Here is a 26749-nt window from a genome sequence, read left to right as displayed (position 1 = left end):
GTAACCAATACAGTGGGTTACATGAGTGACGCTACGGGCAAGACGAAGGACGCCGGCTGGGAAGTGGGGGTTCGCACTACCGTCGCCGCCCCGGTGCCGGCGGTATGGCAATACCTGGTCGGCGATGGACTCGACACGTGGCTCGGCGACATCGACTCCCTGCCGACCGAGACGGGTGCTGGGTACGTCACGAAAGACGGCGTGAAGGGCACCATCCGCAGTCGCACCGAGAACGTCAGGCTCCGGCTGTCATGGCAGCCGAGTGACTGGCCGCATGACTCCACTCTTCAGCTCACGGTGAAGGAGACGATCACCGGCACCACGATCGGCATCCATCATGAGAAGCTGGCCGACCGTGACGAGCGCCGGATGATGCTCGGGCACTGGAAGAACATCGCCGCCGCCTTCGACCGGCACTTCGGCTGAACGCTCGCTACTTGTTCACCCAGGCGATCGTGTGCGCCGCGTTGAACTTCCTGGAGCATTTGCCGCAGGCCAAGGCCCTCGTCGGCGTGCGATAGCGGTAATGAGTGTGGCCCGCGGGGCAGGTTCCCACCCACGGCGCGAACTCGGTGGCGATGGCTCCATCGTGCAGCCGGTTGCCCTCGTAACCCAGGTCTGACGCGATCGCCTTCCACTGTGGACCGTGACCGGCGCGGGTGCCGGCGATCGCGTGGGCGACCTCATGCAGCAGTACCTGGTGGATCTCGTCATCCTCATACCGTGCGGCGAGGTATCTCGAGACGCTGATGCGCTTGTAAGTGTAATTGCAGAGCCCCGCCCTGGTCTTCGCGTTGTCGAACTCGAAGCTCCAGCTGCGGTCGAGGTGCAGGTCGATGAGGGCTGTCGCCCACGTTCGCACCCTGTTCAGCTCAGCCACCCCTTGAGGTTAACCCGAGCGGCCGACTATCGGCTTCAGCAACCCGGAGAGTGTGGAGAACTAGGGCGCCAGCTCCACCTGCAGGATCTGGTCGTCGCCCTCACGCGGTGTGCCGCGACCGTCGGTGTTGTTGGTCATCATCCAGAGCGTGCCATCCGGCCCCGGAATCACGTCGCGGATGCGCCCGAAGCTGTCAGAGAAGTAGTCCACCGCGGTGGTCGGTGTACCGGGGTTGACGGCCCACAGCCGCTCACCGCCGAGGCCCGCCATGAAGAAGGTGCCGCCGACCCAGGTGAGTCCGCTCGGGCTCGCGTCATCCGTCGGCCACTGGAAGACGGGGTTCACGAACGCGGGGTCGTCCGAAGTGCCTTCGGCTGTTGGCCAGCCGTAGTTTGCGCCGGGCTGGATGATATTGAACTCATCCCAGGTGTTCTGGCCGAATTCGGCGGCCCAGAGCTGGCCATCGTCATCCCACGCGATGCCCTGCGGGTTGCGGTGCCCGAGCGAGTAGACCAGCGAACCGTCGAAGGGATTATCGGCTGGTGCAGTCCCGTCGGCATTCATCCGCAGGATCTTGCCGTTCAGGCTGGCCCGATCCTGCGCGGTTTTCGGGTCGCTGGCGTCGCCGACCGTCGCATACAGCTTGCCGTCCGGGCCGAACTCGATGCGGCCGCCATTGTGGTTTCCTGCCTTTTTCAGTCCGGTCAGGATGTCGCGGCTCGCGCCCAGCGAGTAGTCACCGGGCTCCCCGCCCAGGTCGAACCTCACGATCCGGTTGTCGTCCGCGGCGGTCAGGTACACGAACAACCCGGTCGGATCATCCGGCGCCACCGCGATGCCGAGCAGTCCGCCCTCGCCGCCGGGAGCCGCGCCGTCGACCGAACCGACCTCCCGCACGGTCCCGTCGGGCGTGAGCTCCTTCACCAAGCGGCTGTCGCGTTCGCTGATGAGGGTCGAACCGCTGTCAAGCCTCACCATCGACCACGGTGCATCCAGCCCGCTCGCGATCGTCGTCGGTTCACCGACCGGTGCGACCGCGGCAGCGGGTTCGGAGGTGGTGGGAACAGGGGTGGTGGGAACAGGGGTGGTCAGTGCGCCCTGGGGCTGTGCCGTACAGCCGGCAAGCAGTGCTGCGACCACGACGGCTGCGAGAGCTGGGGGAATACGCATGCTCCCATCCCATCATGCGCTTCTGGGTGGTGGGGGCTACGAGCTGCCGGGTTTCACCTGGAAGATGCCCTTGGATGGCGGCGGCGACTGTACCGCGCTCGCGTCAGTGACAACCTGGGCGCTCGCGATGAAGTCGCGCAGTTCGGGGCCCGCCACGATCTTTGACGGATGAGGCCCTGCGGCGAGCAGTCGCGGCATCCAGTCGAAGGGAAGCTCTTCGGCCGAACCGACGAGCACGAGGTTGCCGAACCGTCGGCCTTTCAGGATCTGCGTCTCGGCGAGAATCGCGACGTGGCCGGTCACGGCAGCGAGCGTTGCCGCCTGCGACCGGGCGAACGCGAGGCCGGGGCCGTCTGCAACGTTCGCGATCAGGATGCCACGGGGCGCGAGCAGCGCGACCGCACTGCGATAGAACTCGACAGACGTCACATGGGCGGGGGTCCGGGCGCCGCTGAAGACATCCACCACGAGCAGGTCGACGGAGCCGTGGAGCCCCGGCGGCAACTTCTCCATCACGGCCCTGGCGTCGCCGTGGCGAATCCTGATCGATGCGGACTTCGACCACGGCAGCTCGGCGCGGACCAGGTCGACGAGGTCGGACTCGAGCTCGATGACCTGCTGGCGTGAGCCCGGGCGGGTCGCCTCGACGTAGCGGGGGAGGGTGAGGGCGCCCGCGCCGAGGTGCACGGCCGTGATCGGTTCCCCGGGCATCCCGAGCTGGTCGATGACGTGGCCCATGCGGCGCACGTACTCGAAGAAGAGCTCGGTCGGGTCGTCGAGGTTCACCTGCGACTGGGGTGTTCCGTCGACAGTGAGCGTGTACGCGCCGTCGACCCAGCGATCCGGAGTGATGGTTGCGAGATAACCGCTGTGCGCGAGAGTTCGTGAGGGGTAGTCGACCACCCTTCGACCCTTTCACATATTCACCTGGCCCTCGTCGTGGAGTTTGGCGGGCGCGACCGATGTAGCCGTCGGCGTTGCACTCGGTAGCGCTACCGTTGCCGTATGAGCGAGCCGATCCGTCATCTCCCCGACAACATGCGCCGACAACTGGACGCCCAGTCTTACGTCGGTCCAGCCACCTTCGGCATGCGCCCCTTACTCACAGAGCCGTCCCAGCTCGACGAGTGGCAACCGGATGTCGCGATCGTGGGAGCCCCGTGGGACGACAGCACCACCAACCGCCCGGGCGCGCGCTTCGGCCCGCGTGCGCTCAGGGCGAACGCCTACGACCCCGGTACGTACCACCTCGACCTGCAGGTGGAGATGTTCGACCACCTCGAGGTCGTCGACTACGGCGATGCTGTGACCAGCCACGGCATGTGGGAGTTGTCGCGCGCGGCGATCTACGAGCGCGTCAAGGAGGTCGCGAGCCGGGGAATTGTGCCGATCGTGATCGGCGGCGACCACTCGATCACCTGGCCGGCAGCGACCGCGGTGGCCGAGCACCACGGTTTCGGCACCGTGGCGATGATCCACTTCGATGCGCACGCCGACACCGCGAACATCCTGGAGGGAAACCTCGCGAGCCATGGAACCCCCATGCGCCGGCTCATCGAGTCCGGCGCCATCCCCGGTACGCACTTCCTCCAGGTCGGGCTTCGGGGATACTGGCCGGGCGAGGAAGACCAGAAGTGGATGCGCGACCATGGCCTGAAGCACTTCATGATGCAGGAGATCTGGGAACGTGGCGTGAAAGCCGTCATGACCGATGTGATCGCCGCAGCACGGGAGCGCGCAGATAAGGTCTACGTGTCGATCGACATCGACGTGCTCGATCCTGGCTTCGCACCGGCGACGGGCACACCGGCTCCCGGTGGACTCGCCCCGGTCGACCTCCTGCGCATGGTTCGCCAGATTGTGCTTGAGCTGGATGTCGTGGGTTTCGACGTGATGGAGGTCGCGCCGGCCTACGACCACGCCGACATCACGGTCAACAATGCTCACGGGCTCATCTGGGAGGCGCTCGCCGCGATGGCCGTGCGAAAGCGCGACTCTCGAGCCTGACGAGATCCGCGCACCTCCCCGCACAGTGATGCGCTCGCTCTCCGCACAGTGATGCGCTCGCTCTCCGCACAGTGATGCGCTCACTCTCCGCCCAAATGAAGGAGAAATCCGGATGCAGCACCCCGTCGCCGCCCGAATGCTCATCTGAGGGAGAAAACTCCTTCATTTCGGTGGAGTAGCGCGCCGGGAAAGCGGACGAAACGGGACGGGGCGACAGGCGTTGGAGCCGGGCTGCGACGCCTCAGGCGTGCGGGTCGTCCGGCAGGCCACTGAAGTGAGACCACAGCAGCTCATCGACCAGCCGGATGCTCGTCTCAAGCCGTTGCTCGGCATCGCCACCCACGAGTGCCCAGGGCTGCTCGCGCACCGTCAACTCCTCCTCGAGCCAACGCTGCATCGCCTCGCGGTAGTCCTCTCCGTCACGGATGCCGTCCTGCTCGAACTGCACCCCCCCAATGTCGCTGATGAGGTAGAGCCCTCGAGGCGGCAGCTCCGGCACGGCGTCGAAGGCCGCGGTGGAGGAGTCGCCGAGGTAGCGGCGCTCCCACAGCCGCGTCGCGAAAGCGTCGGTGTCGCAGAACAGCACGGGGGAGCCAGTTGCAGCCGCTTCATCCTCTAGTCGTTGCTGTTCTACCGCGATGTTTGCGAAATCTTCGGGCGTCCACTCCGCGGAGTGCACGGTCGCGTGAGGGTCGTTCTCGATCACGCCCTGCTGGGCGAGCAGCAGTTCGGTGTACTCACGGCCGTACTCTGGCACCCAGAGCGTCTGCTGCCATACGCCTCCGCGCGCGCGGTAATGCGTGGTGAGGGAGTCAGCGAGCGTGGTCTTCCCGCTCGATTCGGCGCCGACGACAATGATCCGGATGGCTCGCTCCGCTCGCACTTCGGGTGCCAGTTCACGCCAATCCATCAGTCTTATAGCCCATTCCCAGAATCAGGTCAAGATTCGGCTTGCAAAGGCGTGTCGAGTCGACCTATGATTATCCTTTGCGCTCCCAATCAATCCATGCCGTCATATTGCGGACAGCTGGCGTGCCCCGAGTATAGCGGCGGGGTAAATCGTTCTTTGATTTTGGTGAGCATCTCATTACCGACCGTCGGGTTTCCGACATTAGGGCCCGACGGGGTCCACGGAGGTTATTTCCTTGGCTGCTGCGAAAAACGCATCCACCAGTAAGTCCCCGAAGAACGGCCGCGTAGCATCGCGGCTTTCTTTCGCCAAAATCAGTGACACGCTGACCGTTCCCGATCTGCTCGCATTGCAGACCGAGAGCTTCGACTGGCTGGTCGGCAACGAGATCTGGAAGCAGCGCGTCACGGATGGTGTGGCCCAGGGCCGCACCGACCTGCCGACGCGCAGCGGGCTGGACGAGATCTTCGAGGAGATCTCTCCGATCGAAGACCTCGGCGAGACCATGCAGCTCTCCTTCACGGGCCCTGAGCTCGAAGAGCCGAAGTACACGATCGACGAGTGCAAGGAGCGCGGCAAGACCTTCGCCGCCCCTCTCTACGTGAACGCCGAATTTATGAACCACCTCACGGGTGAGATCAAGACCCAGACGGTCTTCATGGGCGACTTCCCGCTGATGACGGAAAAGGGCACGTTCATCATCAACGGCACCGAGCGTGTCGTCGTGTCGCAGCTCGTTCGTTCCCCCGGTGTGTACTTCGACCGCACCCCCGAGAAGCTCTCCGATAAGGACATCTTCTCCGCACGCATCATCCCGAGCCGTGGCGCATGGCTCGAGTTCGAGATCGACAAGCGCGACCAGGTCGGCGTTCGCATCGACCGTAAGCGCAAGCAGAGCGTCACCGTCTTCCTGAAGGCCCTCGGCCTCACGAGCGAGCAGATCCTCGAGGAGTTCAAGGGCTTCCCGTCGATCGAGCTGACCCTCGAGAAAGACAACATCCTCACGAAGGAAGAGGCGCTCAAGGACATCTACCGCAAGCTCCGCCCGGGCGAGCAGGTTGCTGCCGAGGCCGCTCGCGCGCTGCTTGACAACTTCTTCTTCAACTCGAAGCGCTACGACCTCGCGAAGGTCGGTCGTTACAAGATCAACCGCAAGCTCGGTATCGACACCGACATCAAGCAGTCGGTCCTCACCATCGAAGACATCATCGCGACGATCAAGTACATGGTCGCCCTGCATGACTCTTCGTCGAGCTACGTGACGGTCCGGGACAACGCACTGTCGACCATCAAGGGACTCCGCGATGGCAAGAAGGTGGATGTCCGGCTCGACATCGACGACATCGACCACTTCGGCAACCGTCGTATCCGCGCTGTCGGTGAGCTCATCCAGAACCAGGTCCGCACCGGACTCTCCCGCATGGAGCGCGTCGTCCGCGAGCGCATGACCACGCAGGACATCGAAGCGATCACCCCGCAGACCCTGATCAACGTGCGCCCCGTCGTCGCGGCGATCAAGGAGTTCTTCGGAACATCGCAGCTCTCGCAGTTCATGGACCAGAACAACCCGCTGGCGGGACTGACCCACAAGCGTCGCCTGTCGGCGCTGGGCCCGGGTGGACTGAGCCGCGAGCGTGCTGGCGTCGAGGTTCGAGACGTTCACCCCTCGCACTACGGTCGCATGTGCCCGATCGAGACCCCGGAAGGTCCGAACATCGGCCTGATCGGTTCGCTCGCATCGTTCGCTCGCATCAACGCGTTCGGATTCATCGAGACCCCGTACCGCCGTGTCGTCAACGGCAAGGTCACGGCGACCATCGACTACCTGACTGCGTCAGAAGAAGATGACTATGTCGTCGCCCAGGCAAACGCCCCGCTGACCGCGGAATCGATGTTCGCTGAGCCCCGCGTGCTCGCCCGGAAGAAGGGTGGCGAGGTCGACCTGATCCCGACCGAGCAGATCGGCTACATGGACGTGTCGCCACGCCAGATGGTGTCGGTCGCGACATCGCTGATCCCCTTCCTCGAGCACGACGATGCAAACCGCGCACTCATGGGTGCCAACATGCAGCGCCAGGCTGTCCCGCTGCTGCGCAGCGAGAGCCCGCTCGTCGGAACCGGTATGGAGGGCTTCGCAGCCATCGACGCCGGCGACGTCATCACTGCCGACCAGGCCGGTGTCGTCTCCGAGGTTTCGGCCGACGTCGTCACCATCCAGCTGGATGAGGGCGGCACGCAGGATTACTTCTTGCGCAAGTTCGACCGCTCCAACCAGGGCACCAGCTATAACAACCGTGTCATCGTCAGCGCGGGCGACCGTGTCGAGAAGGGCGAAGTCCTTGCCGACGGTCCCGCGACGGAGAACGGTGAGCTCGCCCTCGGAAAGAACCTGCTCGTGGCATTCATGCCGTGGGAGGGTCACAACTTCGAGGACGCGATCATCCTGAGCCAGAACCTGGTCAAGGACGATACCCTCTCGTCGATCCACATCGAAGAGTACGAAGTGGATGCCCGTGACACGAAGCTCGGCAAGGAGGAGATCACCCGTGATCTCCCGAACGTCAGCCCGGAGCTGCTCGCCGACCTCGACGAGCGCGGCATCATCCGTATCGGTGCAGAGGTTCGCCCCGGCGACATCCTCGTCGGTAAGGTCACACCGAAGGGTGAGACCGAACTGAGCGCCGAGGAGCGCCTGCTGCGCGCCATCTTCAATGAGAAGAGCCGCGAAGTGCGCGACACCTCACTGAAGGTTCCGCACGGTGAAGCCGGAACGATCATCGCTGTCAAGGAGTTCAACGCCGACAACGATGACGAGCTCGGCTCTGGTGTCAACCAGCGCGTCGTCGTCTACATCGCCCAGAAGCGCAAAATCACCGCTGGTGACAAGCTCGCTGGCCGTCACGGCAACAAGGGCGTCATCTCGAAGATCCTGCCGGTGGAGGACATGCCGTTCCTTGCCGACGGAACTCCGGTCGATGTCATCCTGAACCCGCTCGGTATCCCCGGTCGAATGAACTTCGGCCAGGTGCTCGAGACTCACCTGGGCTGGGTTGCCAAGCAGGGCTGGGACGTCGACGGTTCACCCAAGTGGGCCAAGACGCTTCCGGATCACGCTCGCAGCGCGGCTCCCGGCACCAAGGTTGCGACCCCGGTGTTCGATGGTGCGCTCGAGACCGAGATCGAGGGGCTGCTCAACTCGACCACGCCGACTCGTGACGGTGACCGCCTGATCGACTCCTCCGGAAAGACGCGACTGTTCGACGGTCGCTCCGGCGAGCCGTTCCCCGAGCCCGTCTCGGTCGGTTACATGTACATCCTGAAGCTCCACCACCTGGTGGACGACAAGATCCATGCTCGCTCGACGGGCCCGTACTCGATGATCACGCAGCAGCCGCTGGGTGGTAAGGCTCAGTTCGGCGGCCAGCGATTCGGTGAGATGGAGGTCTGGGCTCTTGAGGCATACGGTGCCGCTTACGCGCTCCAGGAACTCCTCACCATCAAGTCGGATGACATCCTCGGCCGAGTGAAGGTCTACGAGGCGATCGTCAAGGGTGAGAACATCCAGGAGCCGGGCATCCCAGAGTCCTTCAAGGTGCTCATCAAGGAGATGCAGTCGCTGTGCCTGAACGTCGAGGTGCTCTCGGCCGATGGTTCCACGGTTAACCTGCGCGACACGGATGACGAGGTCTTCCGCGCTGCGGAAGAGCTGGGCATCAACATTTCCACGCGGTTCGAGTCTTCGTCCATCGACGAGATCTAGCGACGACTCGCCTTCAGAACCTGTTCTTATTTAACTGCGTAAGAGAGAAGACATACATTGCTCGACGTTCACGCGTTTGACGAAATCAAGATCGGTCTCGCTACCGCCGACGACATCCGTCGCTGGTCACATGGCGAGGTCAAGAAGCCAGAAACCATCAACTACCGCACGCTCAAGCCCGAGAAGGATGGTCTCTTCGGAGAGCAGATCTTCGGACCGAGCCGTGACTGGGAGTGCTCGTGCGGTAAGTACAAGCGAGTGCGCTTCAAGGGCATCGTGTGCGAGCGCTGCGGCGTCGAGGTCACCAAGTCCTCGGTGCGTCGCGAGCGCATGGGTCACATCGAGCTTGCCGCTCCCGTTACTCACATCTGGTACTTCAAGGGTGTGCCGTCTCGACTCGGCTACCTGCTCGACATGGCGCCGAAAGACCTCGAGAAGGTCATCTACTTCGCGGCATACATGATCATCTCTGTGGATGAGGAGGGTCGTCATTCCGACCTTCCCGGCCTCGAGAACGAGATCCGTCTCGAGATCAAGACTCTCGAAGGCCAGCGCGATACCCGCATCGCCGACCGTCTCTCCAAGCTCGAGGAAGACCTTGCAGCACTCGAGGCTGAAGGTGCCAAGAGCGACCAGAAGCGTCGCGTCAAGGATGGCGCCGAGAAGGAAATGAGCCAGGCCCGCAAGTCGTTCGACGAGCAGATCAGCCAGCTCGAGCGCGTCTGGGACGACTTCCGCAGCCTGAAGGTCGGTGACCTCAAGCCCGAGGATTCCGTCTTCCAGGAGCTGCAGGATCGCTTCGGCACCTACTTCGAGGCCTACATGGGCGCCGAGGCCATCCAGAAGCGCCTTCAGGCGTTCGACCTGGCGACCGAGAGCGTCGACCTCCACGACCAGATCGCCAACGGCAAGGGCCAGAAGAAGATCCGCGCGATCAAGCGACTGCGCGTGGTCAACTCCTTCCTGCAGACCGGCAACTCGCCAGCCGCCATGGTGCTCGAGGTCGTTCCGGTCATCCCGCCCGAGCTTCGCCCGATGGTTCAGCTGGATGGTGGCCGCTTCGCGACCTCCGACCTCAACGACCTCTACCGTCGTGTCATCAACCGCAACAACCGCCTGCGTCGCCTGCTCGACCTCGGAGCCCCCGAGATCATCGTCAACAACGAGAAGCGCATGCTGCAGGAGGCCGTTGACGCACTGTTCGACAACGGTCGTCGTGGTCGCCCCGTCACCGGCACCGGTAACCGTGCCCTCAAGTCACTGAGCGACATGCTCAAGGGCAAGCAGGGTCGTTTCCGCCAGAACCTGCTCGGAAAGCGCGTCGACTACTCCGGTCGTTCGGTCATCATCGTCGGGCCGCAGCTCAAGCTGCACCAGTGTGGTCTGCCCAAGCAGATGGCACTCGAGCTGTTCAAGCCGTTCGTGATCAAGCGCCTCATCGATCTGAGCCACGCCCAGAACATTAAGAGCGCCAAGCGCATGGTCGAGCGTTCACGTCCGCAGGTGTGGGACGTGCTCGAGGAGATCATCCGCGAGCGCCCGGTGCTGCTCAACCGTGCACCAACGCTTCACCGTCTCGGAATCCAGGCCTTCGAACCCCAGCTGGTCGAGGGCAAGGCCATCCAGCTCCACCCCCTCGTCTGTGCTGCGTTCAACGCAGACTTCGACGGTGACCAGATGGCGGTACACCTTCCGCTGTCGGTTGAAGCTCAGGCCGAGGCCCGCGTGCTCATGCTCGCGAGCAACAACATCCTGAAGCCGTCAGACGGTCGCCCGGTGACCCTGCCCACACAGGACATGATCATCGGCCTGCACCACCTGACCACGTTGAAAGACGGCGGTGAGGGGGAGGGCCGCGCGTTCTCGTCTGTCGCCGAAGCGATCCTCGCGTTCGACCAGCATTCGCTGAACCTGAACTCGAAGGTGCGCATCCGTCTCGAGGACGTGCACTTCGCCGAGGGTGAGGCTCCTGAGGGCTTCGTGCAGGGCAAGACCGTCCTGATGAACACGACCCTCGGTCGCGCACTGTTCAATGAGGCGCTTCCCGCCGACTACCCCTACATCGAGGCAGTGGCTGACAAGGGCCAGATCTCGGCGATCGTCAACGACCTCGCTGAGCGGTACCCGAAGGTGGAGGTCGCAGCAGCACTCGACCGCATCAAGGACGCCGGATTCCACTGGGCGACACGCTCGGGTGTGACCGTGGCGCTCAGCGACATCGTGACCCCGCCGAACAAGCCGGAGATCATCGCCGGCTACGAGAAGCAGGCCGCAAAGGTCCAGGACCAGTTCGACAAGGGGCTCACGACCGACGCCGAGCGTCGCCAGGAGCTCATCGAGATCTGGAACAAGGCAACTGCCGAGGTCGCCACGGCCATGCAGAACAACTTCGCCTCAGACAACAACATCAACCGCATGGTGTCGTCTGGTGCGCGTGGTAACTGGATGCAGGTTCGTCAGATCGCCGGTATGCGTGGGCTCGTCTCGAACCCGAAGGGTGAGATCATCCCTCGCCCGATCGTGCACTCCTATAAGGAGGGCCTGACTGTGGCCGAGTACTTCATCTCGACCCACGGTGCTCGCAAGGGCCTGGCCGACACGGCGCTTCGTACCGCCGACTCCGGTTACCTGACCCGTCGACTCGTCGACGTTTCGCAGGATGTCATCATCCGTGAAGACGACTGTGGCACCAGCAAGGGCCTCGACATGCCGATCGCAGCACAGGATGCCGCTGGCAACTGGGTGCTTGACAGCAATGTCGAGAACTCGGTCTACGCTCGCAGCCTCGCCGCAGACGCCGTTGACGAAAAGGGCAAGGTCATCGCCCCCGCCGGGGCCGATGTCGGTGACGTACTGCTCGACACCCTGGTGTCGGCTGGCGTCAACAACATCAAGGTGCGTTCGGTGCTCACCTGCGAGTCCGTCGTCGGCGTGTGCGCGGCCTGCTACGGCCGCTCGCTCGCAACCGGACTGCTCGTCGACATCGGTGAGGCCGTCGGAATCATCGCGGCCCAGTCGATCGGTGAGCCCGGAACGCAGCTCACCATGCGTACCTTCCACACGGGTGGTGTTGCGTCGGCAGACGACATCACGCAGGGTCTTCCCCGCGTGACCGAGCTGTTCGAGGCTCGTACCCCCAAGGGTGCTTCGCCCATCGCTGAGGCCGCGGGCCGCATCACCATCGAAGACACGGATCGGGCTCGCCGCCTCATCCTGACCCCCGACAATGGTGACGAGCCCGTCGCTTACCCGGTGCTTCGCCGTGCAACCCTCCTCATCGAGGATGGCCAGCACGTCGATCTCGGCCAGCAGCTGCACGTCGGAAACCTCGACCCGAAGGAAGTTCTTCGCGTCAAGGGTGTCCGCGCCGTTCAGCTCCACCTGGTCGATGGTGTGCAGGGCGTGTATCGCTCGCAGGGTGTGCCGATCCACGACAAGCACATCGAGGTCATCGTGCGCCAGATGCTCCGCAAGGTGACCGTGGTCGACCACGGTGACACCGGGTTGCTTCCGGGCGAGCTCGTCGACCGTCTCAAGTACAACGAGTTGAACCGCGCCGCGCTCACCGAGGGCAAGGCAACGGCTTCGGCCCGCCAGGAGGTCATGGGTATCACCAAGGCATCGCTGGCGACTGAGTCGTGGTTGTCGGCCGCATCGTTCCAGGAGACCACGCGTGTTCTCACGCAGGCCGCCATGGAGGGCAAGTCCGACCCGCTGATGGGCCTCAAGGAAAACGTCATCATCGGAAAGCTCATCCCGGCCGGCACGGGTCTCCCGCGCTACCGCGATGTGTCTGTCGAGGCGACGGAAGAGGCGAAGGCCGAGCGCTACCCGAATCGCATCTTCACGGACGACTCGGTGTTCAGCGAGAGCGACCTGAGCTTCGTCGATTTCGACAGCTTCAGCTCAGACGACAGCACCCCGGGAACCTACAACTAGGGTTGCCACCCAGGATGGCCCGTCACTTCGGTGGCGGGCCATCCTGCATTTAACCCCCCCTTAACCCGGTAGACACACCTGTCCGTGCCCCGTACTGGGTGTGGTGTGCGAATCGACCCCGAAGTACTTTTATGTGATTACCCCACCAATTCTCATAAGCGTCGTTGCCGGGGGCCTCGATAACCGGATCGTGAGGAGTCCCCCTTGGCTTCCCTAACAGAAATCCTCATCCTTCGCGGGGTGGTGCCCATCGAGCAAGTCGACAGCATCTCCGGCGTCTGGGGTGAAGACGAAGACTCTGTCCGATCTCTTGTTGAGCAGGGCCTCGTCACCGAGGTCCAGCTCGCGTCCGCCCGCGCTATGCAGGCAGAACTTCCGTTCGTCGAACTCATCGAGTACCCGGTCGACCGCGACGCCGTCTCGCGCGTACCCGCGGTCACGTGCCGCCGGCACCAGGTGTTGCCGATCGACATCGTCGACGGTGTACTCACGTTGGCCATGGTCGACCCCGGCAACGTGTTCGCTACCGACGATGTGCGGGCGGCAACTCGGATGCAGATTCGCGCGGTCGTCGTGGCGCCCGCGGATCTCAAGGCTGCGATCGAGAAATACCACCGCGCCGATGATGAGCTCAGCGACCTGACATCCGCCCTAGAGGAGGAGACCGGTAGCGCCGTTGTTGTCGTCAACCAGGAGGAGTCGGCAAACGACGCACCGATCGTACGTTTCGTTAACCTGATCATCAGCCAGGCCATTCAGGATAAGGCGTCCGACATCCACATCGAGCCCGGCGAGCACGAGATGCACGTGCGATACCGCATCGACGGGGTCCTGCATGAGATGCAGTCGGCCCCAAAGACGATCCAGAACGGCGTCACATCTCGCCTGAAGATCATGGCCGAGATTGATATCGCCGAGCGCCGAAAGCCTCAGGATGGCCGAATCTCGGTACGTCACGCCGGTCGCAAGATCGACCTCCGGGTCGCGACCCTGCCTGTGGTCTGGGGTGAAAAAGTCGTCATGCGAATCCTGGACAACAACGCCGGCACGCTCGATATGGAGAATCTGGCGCTCTCCCCTCGCAACTTCGAGGCATACCGCTCGTCGTATACGAAGCCTTACGGCATGATCCTCGTCACCGGGCCCACAGGTTCCGGAAAGTCGACGACGCTCTACACAACGCTGAGCACCGTTGCGAAGCCCGAGATCAACGTCATCACCGTTGAAGACCCCGTCGAGTTCCGGATGCAGGGCATCAACCAGGTCCAGGTCAATCCGAAGGCGGGGCTCACCTTCGCCAGCGCTCTCCGGTCGATTCTGCGTTCCGACCCCGATGTGGTGCTGATCGGTGAGATCCGTGACCACGAGACGGCCCAGATCGCCATCGAAGCGTCGCTCACGGGCCACCTCGTGCTCTCGACGCTTCACACGAACGACGCGCCAAGCGCGATCACCCGACTGACCGAGATGGATATCGAGCCCTTTCTTGTCGGATCCGCCATCGACTGCGTGGTAGCCCAGCGACTGGCGCGCAGGCTGTGCGAGCGCTGCCGGGAACCGTACCAGCACGATACGGCCGAGCTCGAAGCGCTGCGTTTCGGCTGGGATCGCAGCATGCCCATCCCGACCCTCTTCCGCCCTGTCGGTTGCTCCAGCTGCTCGAATACGGGTTACCGCGGCCGTATTGCACTGCACGAGGTGATGCTCGTGACTGAAGAGATCGAACGCCTCGCGGTGGTGCGGGCGTCCAGCGCAGAAATTACGAAGGTCGCCATTGACCAGGGCATGTGCACCCTCCGTCTCGACGGCTGGGGGAAAGCAAAAATCGGTCTCACGTCAATCGAAGAGATCATGAGAGTGGTGGTATGAGCAAGCCAGTGTACGAAATTCCATTAGATACCGGTCAAGTGTGGCCTGACGCCGGTGGTCGTCGGCGTTCTGCTGACGCGCCCCCGTCTTTCGAAGAGATAATGCGCCCGCGAAACGCAGAGCAGGGTCAGGATGCCACGGCAGCAGCGCCCGCTCCCGGCCCGTCGCTTCCGCCAGTGAACATGCCGGCCCCCGGTGCCGTTGCGCCGCCAGCCGCACCCATCATGGTGTCACGGCTCTTTTCCCAGCCCGCCCCGCTCGCGGACACCCACGCGCAACTCCCGCCGACCTTGGTCCCTGCAGCCAATGCCGCCGCGCGGCTGGCGACCCCGCCGGTTGCTCCTTTCGTGCAGGCAGCGACAATGCCAGCGCCGCAGGTACTCGCTACCCACGAGGCAGTGCCTGAGGTTGTCGTCTCCATTCCGGCCCCTCTGGAGGCAACCCCGCCAGCTCAGGTGGCCTACCAATTCGCTCCCGCACAACCTCTTCCCGCCCAGGCCGCGCCCATCCACGCGCTCCCGCAGCAGGCGCTTCAGCCCGTGCATCGCCCGACCGAGACCGTGCTCACTGCAGAAGCGTCGCCCGGTGCTCCGGTTCCGGGCGACGGCCAGGAGGGCAGCGATCCGCGCATTGTGCAGGCGCTGAACGCGGTCGTGATCGCGCTGGCCTCCGATCTTCACGTCTCAGCCGGTGCGCCACCGATGATCCGTGTCGACGGTGAGCTGCGCCCGATCGCCGCAGCTCCGGTCTGGCAGCCCGACGACCTGCGGGCCGCGTTGTACAGCATCATGTCGTCAGAGCAGCAGGAGATTTTCGAGCGCGAGCTTGAGCTTGACTTCGCGTACACGCTGTCTGGCACCACCCGTTTCCGCGTGAACATCTTTCAGCAGCGCGAGGCGCTCGGTGGAGCCTTTCGACTGATTCCGACCGAGATCAAACAGCTCCACGAGCTCGGCGTCCCTGAGTCTGTAGGCAACTTCGCGAAGCTTTCTCGTGGGCTCGTGCTCGTCACCGGCCCGACCGGTTCGGGTAAATCGACGACCCTCGCCGCGCTCGTCGATCTGGTCAACCGCACCCGGACGGACCACATCATGACGGTCGAAGACCCGATCGAGTTCCTGCACGGCAACCACAAGTCGCTCGTCAACCAGCGCGAGGTCGGCAACGACACCCACAGCTTCGCGGCGGCGCTCAAGCACGTGCTGCGGCAGGACCCCGACGTGATCCTGGTTGGCGAGCTGCGCGACCTCGAGACCGTGTCGGTCGCACTCACCGCGGCGGAGACCGGGCACCTCGTGTTCGCAACCCTGCACACACAGGATGCCGCACAAACGATCGACCGAATTATCGACGTTTTCCCGCCGCACCAGCAGGGCCAGGTGCGGGCGCAGCTCGCCGCGACCCTGCAGGGCGTCGTCTGCCAGACGCTCATCAAGAAGGCGAGCGGCAAAGGCCGAGTGGTCGCAACCGAGGTGCTCGTGGCCACGCCGGCGATCAACAACCTCATCCGCGAGGGCAAGACGTACCAGATCAGCTCGTCGATGCAGGCCGGGCGCGAGCACGGCATGTTCACCATGGATCAGCACCTCGCCGAACTGGTCAATAGCGGCCAGATTACGGTGCGGGCGGCCTACGAGAAGTGCCACGACGAGGAGACGCTCAAGCGGCTGATCTCCCGGCAGGAAACCCGGGACGGTGGCGGCATGACCGGCGGAATAGATTTCGGCGATCGCTACTCCGCCGGGGGCAAGTAGACCATGGCTACCGCCACCAGCTTCGCCTACAAGGGCCGCGACTCTGCGGGAAAGATCGTCAAAGGCAAGGTAGATGCCGTCAGCGAGACGGCCGTCGCCTCGCGATTACGCACCATGGGCATCGCTCCGACGTCGATCGCGGCGGCCGGAAGCGGCACCGGGCTGAAAAAGGAGATCTCGCTCGGCGGCCTGTTCGAGAAGCGGGTCGGGCTCAAGGATCTTGCCATCATGAGCCGTCAGATGGCCACGATGATCTCTGCCGGCCTGTCCCTGCTTCGCGCGCTGACGATCCTTACCGACCAGAGCGAGAACGCGACCCTGAAAAAGACGCTCGAGCGGGTGCGGTTGGATATCGAGGCCGGCGCCTCGCTCTCCGAGGCCTTCGCGAAGCACGATGTGATCTTCCCGCCGCTCATGATCAACCTCGTGCGAGCTGGCGAGACCGGCGGGTTTCTGGAGGACTCCCTTGAGTCCATCGCCGACAACTACGAGAAGGAGGTCAAGCTGCGCGGCACCATCAAGTCGGCCATGACCTACCCCGTGGTGGTGCTGATCATGGCGCTGCTGGGCGTGGTCGGCATGCTGATCTTCATCGTGCCGGTCTTCAAGACTATGTTCGACGGACTCGGTGGCACGCTTCCGCTGCCCACCCTCATTCTGGTCTGGCTATCCGGGATCCTTCAATGGCTGGCCCCCGTGATCGTCGTCGTGCTCATCGCGTTCTCGTTTTGGTGGGCAAAGAACAAGAACACCGAGAGGGTGCGTAAGGCCGTCGATCCGATCAAGCTCAAGCTGCCCGTGTTCGGGCAGCTGATGACCAAGATTGCGATCGCGCGATTCACCCGCAACTTCTCGACGATGATGAAGTCGGGCGTGCCCATTCTGCAGGCACTCTCGATCGTCGGCTCGACCTCGGGCAACTATGTCATCGAGAAGGCTCTCATCGCGGTGCAGGAGTCGGTGCGCCAGGGCAAAACCGTCTCCGGTCCGCTCTCTGAGGAGTCCATCTTCCCGGCGATGGTCACCCAGATGATCTCGGTCGGCGAGGATTCCGGCGCACTGGAGACAATGCTGTCCAAGATCGCGGACTTTTACGACCAGGAGGTCGAGTCCACCACCGAGCAGCTCACGGCGCTCATCGAGCCGCTCATGATCGCCTTGATGGGCGTCGTGCTCGGCGGCATGATCGTGGCGCTCTACCTGCCGATTTTCTCCATTTTCACTCTCATCGAATAGGCGTTCTGCCCCGCGTTTTGGGGGCTGTCTCGCCCCGTAGGGGGGATACATAGTGATGAGGCCGGCTGCCAGAGTTATCCTCAGGGGCGCACAACCAAGGGCCGCCTGTTCATCACCTCACTCATCACCTCACTCATCACAGGATTGGAACCGCACATGCTTTCACTCACCAAGGCCTTCGAGGCTCGCAACGAGCGCATCAGGAACAACGACAAGGGCTTCACCCTCATCGAGCTCCTCGTCGTCGTCATCATCATCGGCATTCTCGCCGCCATCGCCATCCCGATCTTCCTCGGGCAGCAGAACCAAGCGAAGGACTCAGCGGCCAAGTCTGACCTCGCCAACGCCAAGGTCGCCTACGTCAGCCTCCTTGTCGACGTCCCTGCCGGAACTACGGCTATTGCTGACCTGAAGGCTGCGGCATATGGCTTCGTTGCCACAACCGGCGTCACGACGACTATCAAGACCGGCGGGTCGGCTTTCTGCATCGACGCCGTGAGTGAAACAACCAAGAAATTCAGCATCACAAATTCCGGGGGCGTCGTCAACACCGCCTGCGCCTAAATCGCGCCAAACGGACCGATGGGGTGCCAATGGTGCCCCATCGGTCTTTCCGAAAGTTCACCCGAGAAACGGAGACGCAAGTGCTGGATACAGGGCGGTCGCAGTCGCAGTCGTGGTCGGATGATGCCGGCATCGGCCTCATCGAGATCATCATCTCGATGTTCCTTCTTGCTCTTCTCGCCACAGCTTTTCTCCCCATCCTCGTCCAGGGCCTGACTACGTCGGTCCGAACGACCACCATCGCCACCGCCAGTCAGCTCGCCGGCCAGCAGCTCGACAAACTTCGCGAACTCGGCACGACCTGCTCCGAAGTGAGCGTCTTCGACGACGTCGCCCCGGCCACTACGACCGACGAACGCGGCACCGTGTACCAGCCGCACCGCCAGGTCGCCGCGTGCCCCTTGACATACCCCGGCGTTGTCAGCGTGCGTGTCTGGGTCACCAGAACCGGCGTCGCCCAGCCGCTCGCCGAGGCCACCACTCTCTTCTACGTCAAGACGGCGGCGCCATGAACGATTCGGATGACGGGTTCACCCTCGTCGAACTCCTCGTTTACATCGTGCTGTCCGTTGTCGTCCTGCTCATTGTCGGCGGCATCTTCCTCAACTCGATCAATGCCGAGCGCACAGTACGGGGAGTCAACAGCGCCACGAACTCGGGCCAGGTCGTCGCCCAGTCCGTGACAAACGGCGTGCGCAACTCGAGCGACATCAAGCTCACCGCTCCGGCTGCGGGAACGCAGCTGCTCATGACACGCTCCGTCGGTTCCGCAGCCACGCCGGTCTGGACCTGCAACGCATGGCATGTCGGTGGCGGCCAGATCCGCTGGAAGCAATCCGCCACGGCAATCGCCGCCCCCACCGCGGCCGAGCTGGCTACCTGGACGGTGCTCAACGCCGACATCAAGCCCGCCGGGTCGACCCCCGTGTTCGCCCTGACCGCGAGGCGCATCGATCTCACCTTCGAGTCCAAGAACGGCACCAGCAAGGCCGTGCTCGTCACCACGTCGGCAGCCAGTCGGCAACCACCACCAGCAGGAGCGGACAACCCGATATGTTTCTGAAGCAGAACCGACTCTTTTCCCAGCGCGACGAACGCGGCAGCACCCTGCTCGCCGTCATCGGCCTTGCCCTCGTCACGAGCGTGATCGGCGTCACCGTCGTCACCGCCACGATCAACGGCCTCGGGGTAACGACCTCGGCCCGCGCCGGAGTGCAGGCGAGGGCCGCCGCGGAGGCCGGTGTAGACCGCGCACTGGTCGCCATCCAGTCCGGCTGCACCACCACCTTCCAGACGACTACCGCACCGCGCTACAAGTACTCGCTCCAGCACTCGATCAGTTCGACAACACCCATCTGGGTGACCGGGTGCCCGACCAACGCCTCGACTCTCATCAAAATCACCTCAACGGGGTACGCCGCGAACACCACGGTCACCGGAGCGTCGCCGAGCGACAGTCGCATCGTCGAAGCCGTCTACGCCAATGTACCGATCTTCGTTCCGGCTCCGGTGATCGAGCCCGCCGTGTACGCCAACACCATGGAAGGCGACTTCAAGAACTTCGTGCTGAACTCGGCGTTGTCAAGCATCGCTGCGGACGTGCAGATCAAGAACGGCAACGTGATCTGCTCGAACGGCGCCACCATCGACGGGAGCATACTCCTGGCCAACGGCTACGTGAAGCTTGATCGCTGCGACGTCAACGGGGCGATCCACGTGTCGAAGTACGTCGACATCTCTGGCCTCGGCACCGTGGTGAAGAAAGACATCATCGCTATCGGCCAGGGGGTCGCGTCGGGCTCCGATGTTGTCAAGCTGAGTAGCGGCATCGGAGAGGTACGCGGAAATATCAGCTCTGCGGGAAACCTGCAGATCGACGACCTCGTGCAGGGCAGCGTCTCACTCTCGGGCACGGCGGCCAACTCGGTGAAGGTGGGCAGTTCCGGCCAGGTGCAGGGGAACGTCGTTTCGAGCGGGTCGGTTGTGGTCTCGGGAAGCGGAAAAATAGACGGCACGACGTCTACCAACTTCACCGGACTCGCACCGCTTCCGGCTCCGAGGGTTCCGGACTGGACCGACATCCCCTACCCCAACACGTCCGCGTGGGCGGGATACACGGTGCTCACCTGGCCTGTCGCGACCAGCAGCTGCATGATCGGCAACTCCAACGCCTTCTGGGATTCCCTCGCGACTAAGTCGGCGACGACCGGCAACATCGTGGTCGACGCCCGCGGATGCGGTGCAGCAGGCCTGGAATTTCAGAACAACATTAGGAATATTGAACTGAGCGCGAATATCACCTTCATCGCGTGGAAGTTCAATGTCGACAAGCTCGTCGCGACAACGCCCGTAAATTCTTTGGCGACCCGCTACCTCTGGTTCATGGTGCCGGACAACATCAACGACACGGGGGCAGATGGGAAGCCCACGCCCACCTGTCCCGCGGTAGTCGACCCCAACAACCCGGTGGGCACCATCCTGCTCACGAACGAGGCGAACATCGCTCCGACGATCGCCGCGATGGCGTACACGCCGTGCAAGATCATCAGCGACCGCAACTTCTGGCGCGGGCAGCTCTACGGCGGAACCATGGAGTTTCTGCAGCAGGCACAGCTCACCTATGTACCCGTCGGCGTGCCCGGGGTGAATTTCGACGCGAGCCTTCCGCCCATCCTCGTGCTGAGCAGCTCGAAGCTGGGCGGCAGGGTGAGCTTCCGAGAGCTGCGCTGATGATCGCCATGGGTGTGGGCGTTTTCGGCTCCCTGATCGGTTCGTTTCTCAACGTCGTCGTATTCAGGGTGCCGGCCGGCCGGTCGATCGTGTCGCCCCCGAGCGCCTGCGGAAGCTGTGGCGCGCGAGTGCGACCGCTCGATAACCTGCCCGTTCTCTCCTGGCTCGTACTGCGCGGCAGATGCCGGGACTGCCGAGCGCCGATATCCGCACGCTACCCGCTGGTCGAGCTCGGAACCGCTCTCTTCTTCGCGGCCGTCGCGTTGTTCGTGCTGGCGAATGCCGCCTCCGAGGCGGTCGGCGTTGTGGCGGTCGCCGCGACAGTGCTCACCCTTGTCGCGTTCCTCTACTTTGCCGCGATCAGTGTCGCCCTCGCCCTCATCGACCTCGACACCCGACGGCTGCCGAACAGCATCGTGCTTCCGGCCTACCCGGTCGCCGGTGTACTGCTCACGGCTGCCGCGCTCACGGCGGGAGAACCAGAGCGGCTGCTCACGATGGCTCTCGGTGCGATCGGTCTCTTCGCGGCCTACTTCGCGATGGCGAACCTGTATCGGGGCGGGATGGGGTTCGGTGACGTGAAACTCGCCGGGGTCATCGGCCTCTACCTCGGGTGGCTCGGATGGGGGCCGCTCGCGGTGGGCGCGTTCGGCGCGTTTCTGCTCGGCGGACTGTTTAGTCTGGTGCTCGTGATGACGCGCGGTGCGACCGGCCGCACGGCCATCCCGTTCGGCCCGTGGATGATTCTGGGGGCCTGGCTGGGAATCTTTGCTGGAGAGCAGATCGCGACCGCGTATCTGGCGCTGTTCGGATTGGTCTAGGGGGAACGACGTGACGACACGAATAGTCGGGCTCGACATCGGCAATGAGGTGCTTCGCGGCATCGAGCTGGAATATGTCGCAAGGAAGCGGCCGGTGGTGCAGCGCTACCACGAGGTCGCACTACCGGAGGGCGCAGTACGCAACGGGGAGGTGATCGAGGAGAACACCGTCGCGACGGCGCTCAAGCGCCTCTGGGCCGAGGGCAAGTTCCGCAGCCGCGACGTGGTCATCGGCCTCGGCAATCAGAAAGTGCTCGCACGCGACCTCGTGGTGCCGCGCGGTTCGATCGACGCCATCAGGGAGGCGCTGCCGTTTCAGGTGCAGGACCTGATCCCGGTGCCCGTGGCTGAGGCCCTGCTCGACTTTTACCCGATCGCCGAAGTTAATAGCGAGACAGGGCCGGCCGTGAGTGGGCTCCTGGTCGCCGCGGTCAAGGCATCCGTGTTCGCCAACGTGAACGCGGTGCGCAAAGCGGGCCTGTGGCCTGTCGACGTCGACCTCATCCCCTTCGCGCTGCAAAGATCAATCGGAGCAAACACGTCTGGCACAGCCGCGGTCATCGATATCGGAGCGACGACCACCAACATCGTCATTTCGACCGGTGGGGTGCCACAGTTTGTGCGCATCATTCCGGCTGGGGGTGACGATCTCACCCGTGCACTCATCTCCCGGCTCGGTATCGATCGTGAGCTGGCCGAACAGGTCAAGGCTGGAATCGGCATGGCGAGCGGAAGCGTGTTGCCCGAGAACCGCCCGGCTGTGGAGGTGATCTACGAGGTCACCCGCGAACTGCTGAACAGCCTTCGCAATACACTCAACTACTTCGCGAACACTCGCGAGAACCGCCAGGTGGAGCAGGTCGTGCTCAGCGGCGGTGCGGCGCGGATGCCGGGCTTCGCAGAGACGCTGGCGTCGATGACATCGATGATCGTCACCATCGCCGAACCGTTCTCGAAGGTCGAACTCGGCAAGGATGCCAAGCAGCTGGCGGGCTCACCAGCCCGGGCCGCGGTTGCCCTCGGACTTGCCCTGGGGAGGGCAGCATGACCACAGAAACTCACGCGCCACCGACCAGCGAAGCGCAGGAACCCACAGCTCGGCGAGTCCCGAAAGCGGCACGGGCCACGAAGGCTCAGAAGGCGAGCGCCGCACCGCTCACGGTCGGCGGTACCCCCCGTGCCGACCTTCTGCCGCCAGAGGTCAGGGCGGCCTACAAGGGCAAAGGGGTCGTGAGGATGCTCGTCATCCTCGCGGTGATGGTCGCCGTCGTCGTGGCGGGCGCGGTCGGATTCGCGACGATCGGTTCGATCACCAGTCAGGCCGTCCTTCAGCTCGAGCGAGACCGCAGCCTCGATCTCCTGGCACGCCAGCTCGATTACACCGAGGCGAGGCAGATCGCCAACGAGGTCGACGCGGCCATCGCCGCGCGAGCGGTCGGAACCGCAACCGAGATCGACTGGAGGGCCTATCTCGACGAGGTTAGCTCGACGCTGCCGGATGGAGTGTCACTGACGAAGTTGGTGATCACGCCCGTGGTCGCGAGTGAGGGGGGCGGCGAGGGCGCAGCGATCGCCGAGAACCCACTGCAGCAAGCAGCAGTAGCGACCATAACAATCACCGCCACGAGCGTGACTGTGCCGGATGTCGAAGCCTGGTTCGACGATCTCGCCGGGATCACGGGCTTCGCGGGAATTGCCCCGCCGGCCACTGTGGCGGGTAGCCCGGCAGCGGGCTACGTCGTCGGCCTGCAGCTCCTCGTCAACGACGAGGCGTACCTGTTGCGATTCCAGAACGACGAGGAGAAGTGACGTGACGACGACACGATGGTGGACCGCTGGTGCGGTTCTGGTGACGGTGGTGATCGTGGCCGGTGGCTGGGTTCTCGGTATCGCCCCGAGGCTCGCCGAAGTGCAGGCGGCCGACGATGAACGGGTCGGCGTCGAGATGCTCAACGCGACGTATGAGCAGACTCTGGTCAAGCTGAAGAAACTGGACGAAGACCTCCCGGCGCTGACTAAGCAGCTGGATGAGTTGAAGGATGCGCTCCCTCCGGATGCTCAAGTGTCGACCCTGCTCGGACAGCTGAACGCCCTGGCAGCCGAGAGCGGCGTCGAACTCACCTCGATCACGGCCGGCATTCCCGAGAGGTTCGGCGCTGCCGCCGAAGCGGCAGCACTGGCGGCGCCAGCTGCGGCACCGGATCCGGGGGAGGGCGACGACCCGGCCGCTGTCGCCCCCGAAGCGGGCCCGGTCTCCCCGGCGCCGGAGGGTTTCGTCTCAGTACCGGTCTCGGTCGAGTTCACCGGCAACCCGGGTGGGCTCCTGGCGTTCATTCAGAAGGTGCAATACGGCACTCGGCTCTTCCTGGTCGAGGCGCTCGACATCACCTATGACGGCGGCGGTGGCAAGGTCAAGATCGACGGCTACGTCTATGTCCTCACGGATCCCCCCGTGGCAGAAGAAACCACACCCAAAGAGGGTGGCTGACCCGGCCCCCAGCGCACGCCCACGCGGCGTGATGACACTCCATTGGTTGGCTGGCGGGGATCTGGCCGTGATGCCACCCAGTGATTGAGGAATGTCATCCCGTGCGCGAAGACCGCAACGAGTCAGCATCCGATACTCCACATAGCTGCGTCTGAAATGTCAGGGGGCGCAGCGATGCGCCTCCTGACTAGACTGGATGCCGACTGGCAGACAGGCATGAGGAGCAGCGATGACCGCAACCAACCCGGATTCCGGAAACCACACCCCGGGTGTTACACCGGCACAGTCTGACCCCCACGACGATGCGGTGCAGGAAGCTGTGATCGTCGACGAGCCGTCGAAGGCACCTGTGCACGACGAGCTGGTCATTGAAGATGACGATTCGACGGTCGTCGAACAGGATTCCGCTCACGCGTCAGAGCGTGAGCCCATCGTCGCTACGGCCGACCCCGCAGCGGTTCGCACCGAGGAGCGTCCGGTCGAGGCTCCCCAGCAGGTCGTCTACGTCCAGGCGCCGGCCCAACCCCGTAATCGCGGCAACCGCGGTATCGGCACGCTGATCGCCGGGCTGTCGGCCCTCATCTTCGTCGCGCTGCTCGCCGTGATCACGGCCATCATCCAGTACGCCGGTTCGGGTCGGTTCGATTTCGGATTCCTCTCGCAGGCGCAGTTCTATATCCCGATGCTGTTCTTCGTGCTGGCGTTCGTGCTGCTGGTGCTCCTCGTCAATCGCGGGGCGTGGTCGGCCTACATCGTCGGCAGCGTGCTGGTCGGGCTTGCCGTGTACTTCGGCACCATCGGCCTCGGGCTGCTCGCGACGGGGGTCATCTCCAACACTCCGGCCGAGGCGAATGCACGCTTCGTGACTCAGCTCTCGAATCCCTTCGTCATCGCTTCAGCGCTACTGGCTCGCGAAGTCGCACTCTGGTTCGGTGCGCTCATCAGCCGTCGCGGCCGCAGCGTCAAGGCGCGCAACGCGAACGCCCGTGAGACGTACGAGCGCGAGCTCGCTGAGCGTCGCGCCCAGGGCTGACACCCTCAATACCGGCTACGAGCAGCGATTCTTCCGCCTGGATGGCGCGCACGGGACTGGCAGTCTTTGCCACGGTGGCCTACCTCGCTGCGATGATCGCGCTGTGGGGCATCCTGAGCGTCATTGTCGATCGTGATGTCATCGACTACGTGGATGCCGGCCCGCTGCTCGGCCCCTCGATGGTGATTGCGGCACTCCTGGTGACCTTCTCGTCTGTTCGCAGCGTCGCGATCGCTGCCCGTCCCTGGCGAATGGTGTTCGGTTCTGCCGCGTTGACCCTCGTGGCGATGCTGCTGGTGGGGGGCGTCGGGTACAGCATCACCCGCGGTGATTTCGGGTGGATCCCCGCCGCCACCGTGCACTTCGCGCTGGCGCCGTTCGTACCGGGGGCAGCCGTGCTCTCGTCGGCCGTGGTCGCGGCGTCGAGGGCTGTCGGCAGGCGGCCCGTGGATGGGCCCCCTGAGGGCGGAATCATTTGACCGCCGTCGCGGATGAGACTATTCTTTGAGAGGTGTGCGCTTTGTTGTGCGCCTGAATCGTGCCACGGAGTTCAACTCTGGGCGGCGACCGGGCACCCGCATCCTGCACCAAGGGTTCGCTCTTCGAACGGCCCCCACGGCATACCCGCGAATTTCCTCCCAAGGAAGCAGCGGGTCCAGATGAACTCGTAGGGCTCAGGTCTCGCGAATGCTAACCATCAAGACGCTGTCACCGTGCAGCAACAACAAGGAGTTATTTAGTGCCCACCATTCAGCAGCTGGTGCGAAAGGGCCGTTCGCCGAAGGTCGTCAAGACCAAAGCCCCCGCCCTGAAGTCCAACCCGCAACAACGCGGCGTTTGCACCCGCGTCTACACCACCACCCCGAAGAAGCCGAACTCGGCCCTTCGCAAGGTCGCCCGCGTCAAGCTCTCCAACGGCACCGAGGTCACCGCATACATTCCGGGAGAGGGTCACAACCTCCAGGAGCACTCGATGGTGCTCATCCGCGGTGGTCGTGTCAAAGACCTCCCCGGCGTTCGCTACAAGATCGTTCGTGGCGCACTCGACACCCAGGCAGTCAAGAATCGCAAGCAGGCTCGCAGCCTGTACGGCGCCAAGAAGGATAAGAAGTAATGCCTCGTAAAGGTCCAGCACCGAAGCGTCCCGTAGTAGCGGACCCGGTCTACGGAGCTCCCATTGTGAGCCAGCTCGTCAACAAGATCCTGCTCGACGGCAAGAAGGGTCTTGCAGAGCGCATCGTCTACGGCGCCCTCGAAGGCGTCTCGGCCAAGAATGGCGCAGACGCAGTCGTCACCCTCAAGAAGGCGCTCGACAACGTGCGCCCGACCCTCGAGGTCAAGTCGCGCCGCGTTGGTGGCTCGACATACCAGGTTCCGGTCGAGGTCAAGTCCCACCGCGCAAACACTCTCGCGCTTCGCTGGTTGACCAGCTATGCCAAGGGTCGTCGTGAGAAGACCATGACCGAGCGACTCACCAACGAAATCCTCGACGCTTCCAACGGTCTCGGAGCGGCAGTCAAGCGCCGCGAAGACACCCACAAGATGGCAGAGTCGAACAAGGCGTTCGCGCACTACCGCTGGTAATCAC

23 protein-coding genes are annotated in these 26749 nt (G+C 63.8%); 19 read left to right on the top strand and 4 right to left on the bottom strand.

Annotated elements, in window-relative coordinates; genetic code table 11:
- Nucleotides 1-21: 21 nt before the first annotated feature.
- Nucleotides 22-426 carry an SRPBCC family protein gene (locus IEW81_RS05240; protein ID WP_097060134.1) on the top strand — a complete coding sequence of 135 codons (405 nt, stop codon included), beginning with the start codon at nt 22-24 and terminating at the stop codon, nt 424-426.
- Nucleotides 427-433: 7 nt separating this feature from the next.
- On the opposite strand, the gene IEW81_RS05235 is transcribed toward IEW81_RS05240, so the two are convergent.
- From IEW81_RS05235 to IEW81_RS05225, 3 genes are read right to left on the bottom strand one after another with little or no spacing between them, the layout of a single operon-like run.
- Nucleotides 434-880: a SprT-like domain-containing protein gene (locus IEW81_RS05235; protein WP_097060135.1), complete on the bottom strand. Its 447-nt coding sequence runs from the start codon at nt 878-880 to the stop codon at nt 434-436.
- Between the two features lie 60 nt (nt 881-940).
- Nucleotides 941-2050: a PQQ-dependent sugar dehydrogenase gene (locus IEW81_RS05230; protein WP_097060136.1), complete on the bottom strand. Its 1110-nt coding sequence runs from the start codon at nt 2048-2050 to the stop codon at nt 941-943.
- Between the two features lie 36 nt (nt 2051-2086).
- Nucleotides 2087-2953 carry a spermidine synthase gene (locus IEW81_RS05225; RefSeq protein ID WP_097060137.1) on the bottom strand — a complete coding sequence of 289 codons (867 nt, stop codon included), beginning with the start codon at nt 2951-2953 and terminating at the stop codon, nt 2087-2089.
- Nucleotides 2954-3055: 102 nt separating this feature from the next.
- Here IEW81_RS05225 and speB point away from each other — a divergent pair, with 102 nt between their 5' ends.
- Nucleotides 3056-4057: an agmatinase gene (gene speB, locus IEW81_RS05220; RefSeq protein WP_097060138.1), complete on the top strand. Its 1002-nt coding sequence runs from the start codon at nt 3056-3058 to the stop codon at nt 4055-4057.
- A 241-nt stretch (nt 4058-4298) separates the two neighbouring features.
- On the opposite strand, the gene IEW81_RS05215 is transcribed toward speB, so the two are convergent.
- A complete protein-coding gene (locus tag IEW81_RS05215) occupies nt 4299-4967 on the bottom strand; it encodes an AAA family ATPase (protein WP_097060139.1) in 669 nt (222 codons plus the stop codon).
- A 235-nt stretch (nt 4968-5202) separates the two neighbouring features.
- Between IEW81_RS05215 and rpoB the strand changes: the two genes are divergently transcribed.
- From rpoB to rpsG, 17 genes are all read left to right on the top strand, one after another.
- A complete protein-coding gene (rpoB, locus tag IEW81_RS05210; RefSeq protein ID WP_097060140.1) occupies nt 5203-8727 on the top strand; it encodes a DNA-directed RNA polymerase subunit beta in 3525 nt (1174 codons plus the stop codon).
- Nucleotides 8728-8784: 57 nt separating this feature from the next.
- Nucleotides 8785-12666, top strand: coding sequence for a DNA-directed RNA polymerase subunit beta' (locus IEW81_RS05205; protein ID WP_097060141.1), 3882 nt, complete (start codon nt 8785-8787; stop codon nt 12664-12666).
- A 204-nt stretch (nt 12667-12870) separates the two neighbouring features.
- Nucleotides 12871-14535, top strand: a complete 1665-nt coding sequence (locus IEW81_RS05200; protein WP_097060142.1) for a GspE/PulE family protein — start codon at nt 12871-12873, stop codon at nt 14533-14535.
- Nucleotides 14536-14636: 101 nt separating this feature from the next.
- Nucleotides 14637-16289: a type IV pilus twitching motility protein PilT gene (locus tag IEW81_RS05195; protein ID WP_229671243.1), complete on the top strand. Its 1653-nt coding sequence runs from the start codon at nt 14637-14639 to the stop codon at nt 16287-16289.
- 3 nt (nt 16290-16292) lie between these two features.
- A complete protein-coding gene (locus IEW81_RS05190; protein ID WP_097060143.1) occupies nt 16293-17525 on the top strand; it encodes a type II secretion system F family protein in 1233 nt (410 codons plus the stop codon).
- Nucleotides 17526-17681: 156 nt separating this feature from the next.
- The gene (locus IEW81_RS14685; RefSeq protein ID WP_097060144.1) at nt 17682-18089 is read left to right on the top strand and encodes a type II secretion system protein; all 408 of its coding nucleotides are present in this window, start codon (nt 17682-17684) and stop codon (nt 18087-18089) included.
- A gap of 80 nt (nt 18090-18169) precedes the next feature.
- Entirely contained in the window at nt 18170-18601 is a 432-nt protein-coding gene (locus tag IEW81_RS05180; protein WP_097060145.1) for a hypothetical protein, read from the top strand.
- A complete protein-coding gene (locus IEW81_RS05175) occupies nt 18598-19152 on the top strand; it encodes a prepilin-type N-terminal cleavage/methylation domain-containing protein (protein ID WP_097060146.1) in 555 nt (184 codons plus the stop codon). The genes IEW81_RS05180 and IEW81_RS05175 overlap by 4 nt, the downstream gene beginning before the upstream one ends.
- Nucleotides 19143-20819 (top strand): bactofilin family protein, encoded by a 1677-nt coding sequence (locus IEW81_RS05170; RefSeq protein ID WP_097060147.1) that lies wholly within the window; start codon nt 19143-19145, stop codon nt 20817-20819. The genes IEW81_RS05175 and IEW81_RS05170 overlap by 10 nt, the downstream gene beginning before the upstream one ends.
- Nucleotides 20819-21640, top strand: coding sequence for a prepilin peptidase (locus IEW81_RS05165; protein ID WP_097060148.1), 822 nt, complete (start codon nt 20819-20821; stop codon nt 21638-21640). The genes IEW81_RS05170 and IEW81_RS05165 overlap by 1 nt, the downstream gene beginning before the upstream one ends.
- A 10-nt stretch (nt 21641-21650) precedes the next feature.
- The gene (gene pilM, locus IEW81_RS05160) at nt 21651-22688 is read left to right on the top strand and encodes a type IV pilus assembly protein PilM (protein WP_097060149.1); all 1038 of its coding nucleotides are present in this window, start codon (nt 21651-21653) and stop codon (nt 22686-22688) included.
- Complete coding sequence (locus tag IEW81_RS05155) at nt 22685-23449, top strand: hypothetical protein (protein WP_097060150.1); 765 nt, start codon at nt 22685-22687, stop codon at nt 23447-23449. Before pilM ends, IEW81_RS05155 begins: the two co-directional genes overlap by 4 nt.
- 1 nt (nt 23450) lies before the next feature.
- Nucleotides 23451-24128 (top strand): type IV pilus inner membrane component PilO, encoded by a 678-nt coding sequence (locus IEW81_RS05150; RefSeq protein WP_097060151.1) that lies wholly within the window; start codon nt 23451-23453, stop codon nt 24126-24128.
- Nucleotides 24129-24357: 229 nt separating this feature from the next.
- The gene (locus IEW81_RS05145; protein ID WP_097060152.1) at nt 24358-25161 is read left to right on the top strand and encodes a DUF6121 family protein; all 804 of its coding nucleotides are present in this window, start codon (nt 24358-24360) and stop codon (nt 25159-25161) included.
- 41 nt (nt 25162-25202) lie between these two features.
- Nucleotides 25203-25640, top strand: coding sequence for a DUF6121 family protein (locus IEW81_RS05140; protein WP_097060153.1), 438 nt, complete (start codon nt 25203-25205; stop codon nt 25638-25640).
- 260 nt (nt 25641-25900) lie between these two features.
- Nucleotides 25901-26275, top strand: a complete 375-nt coding sequence (gene rpsL, locus IEW81_RS05135; protein WP_097060154.1) for a 30S ribosomal protein S12 — start codon at nt 25901-25903, stop codon at nt 26273-26275.
- A complete protein-coding gene (gene rpsG, locus IEW81_RS05130) occupies nt 26275-26745 on the top strand; it encodes a 30S ribosomal protein S7 (RefSeq protein ID WP_097060155.1) in 471 nt (156 codons plus the stop codon). The genes rpsL and rpsG overlap by 1 nt, the downstream gene beginning before the upstream one ends.
- Nucleotides 26746-26749 lie beyond the last annotated feature (4 nt).

Source organism: Salinibacterium xinjiangense, from assembly GCF_014645015.1.
GTDB lineage: Bacteria > Actinomycetota > Actinomycetes > Actinomycetales > Microbacteriaceae > Rhodoglobus > Rhodoglobus xinjiangensis.
This window is presented reverse-complemented; position numbering and strand designations above follow the sequence as displayed.

Coding starts and splice junctions, on each gene's coding strand:
- IEW81_RS05240 (WP_097060134.1), top strand. CDS start 22: ATGAGTGACGCTACGGGCAAGACGAAGGACGCCGGCTGGGAAGTGGGG.
- IEW81_RS05230 (WP_097060136.1), bottom strand. CDS start 2,050: ATGCGTATTCCCCCAGCTCTCGCAGCCGTCGTGGTCGCAGCACTGCTT.
- speB (WP_097060138.1), top strand. CDS start 3,056: ATGAGCGAGCCGATCCGTCATCTCCCCGACAACATGCGCCGACAACTG.
- IEW81_RS05215 (WP_097060139.1), bottom strand. CDS start 4,967: ATGGATTGGCGTGAACTGGCACCCGAAGTGCGAGCGGAGCGAGCCATC.
- IEW81_RS05195 (WP_229671243.1), top strand. CDS start 14,637: ATGCGCCCGCGAAACGCAGAGCAGGGTCAGGATGCCACGGCAGCAGCG.
- IEW81_RS05190 (WP_097060143.1), top strand. CDS start 16,293: ATGGCTACCGCCACCAGCTTCGCCTACAAGGGCCGCGACTCTGCGGGA.
- IEW81_RS14685 (WP_097060144.1), top strand. CDS start 17,682: ATGCTTTCACTCACCAAGGCCTTCGAGGCTCGCAACGAGCGCATCAGG.
- IEW81_RS05175 (WP_097060146.1), top strand. CDS start 18,598: ATGAACGATTCGGATGACGGGTTCACCCTCGTCGAACTCCTCGTTTAC.
- IEW81_RS05170 (WP_097060147.1), top strand. CDS start 19,143: ATGTTTCTGAAGCAGAACCGACTCTTTTCCCAGCGCGACGAACGCGGC.
- IEW81_RS05165 (WP_097060148.1), top strand. CDS start 20,819: ATGATCGCCATGGGTGTGGGCGTTTTCGGCTCCCTGATCGGTTCGTTT.
- IEW81_RS05155 (WP_097060150.1), top strand. CDS start 22,685: ATGACCACAGAAACTCACGCGCCACCGACCAGCGAAGCGCAGGAACCC.
- IEW81_RS05145 (WP_097060152.1), top strand. CDS start 24,358: ATGACCGCAACCAACCCGGATTCCGGAAACCACACCCCGGGTGTTACA.
- IEW81_RS05140 (WP_097060153.1), top strand. CDS start 25,203: ATGGCGCGCACGGGACTGGCAGTCTTTGCCACGGTGGCCTACCTCGCT.
- rpsG (WP_097060155.1), top strand. CDS start 26,275: ATGCCTCGTAAAGGTCCAGCACCGAAGCGTCCCGTAGTAGCGGACCCG.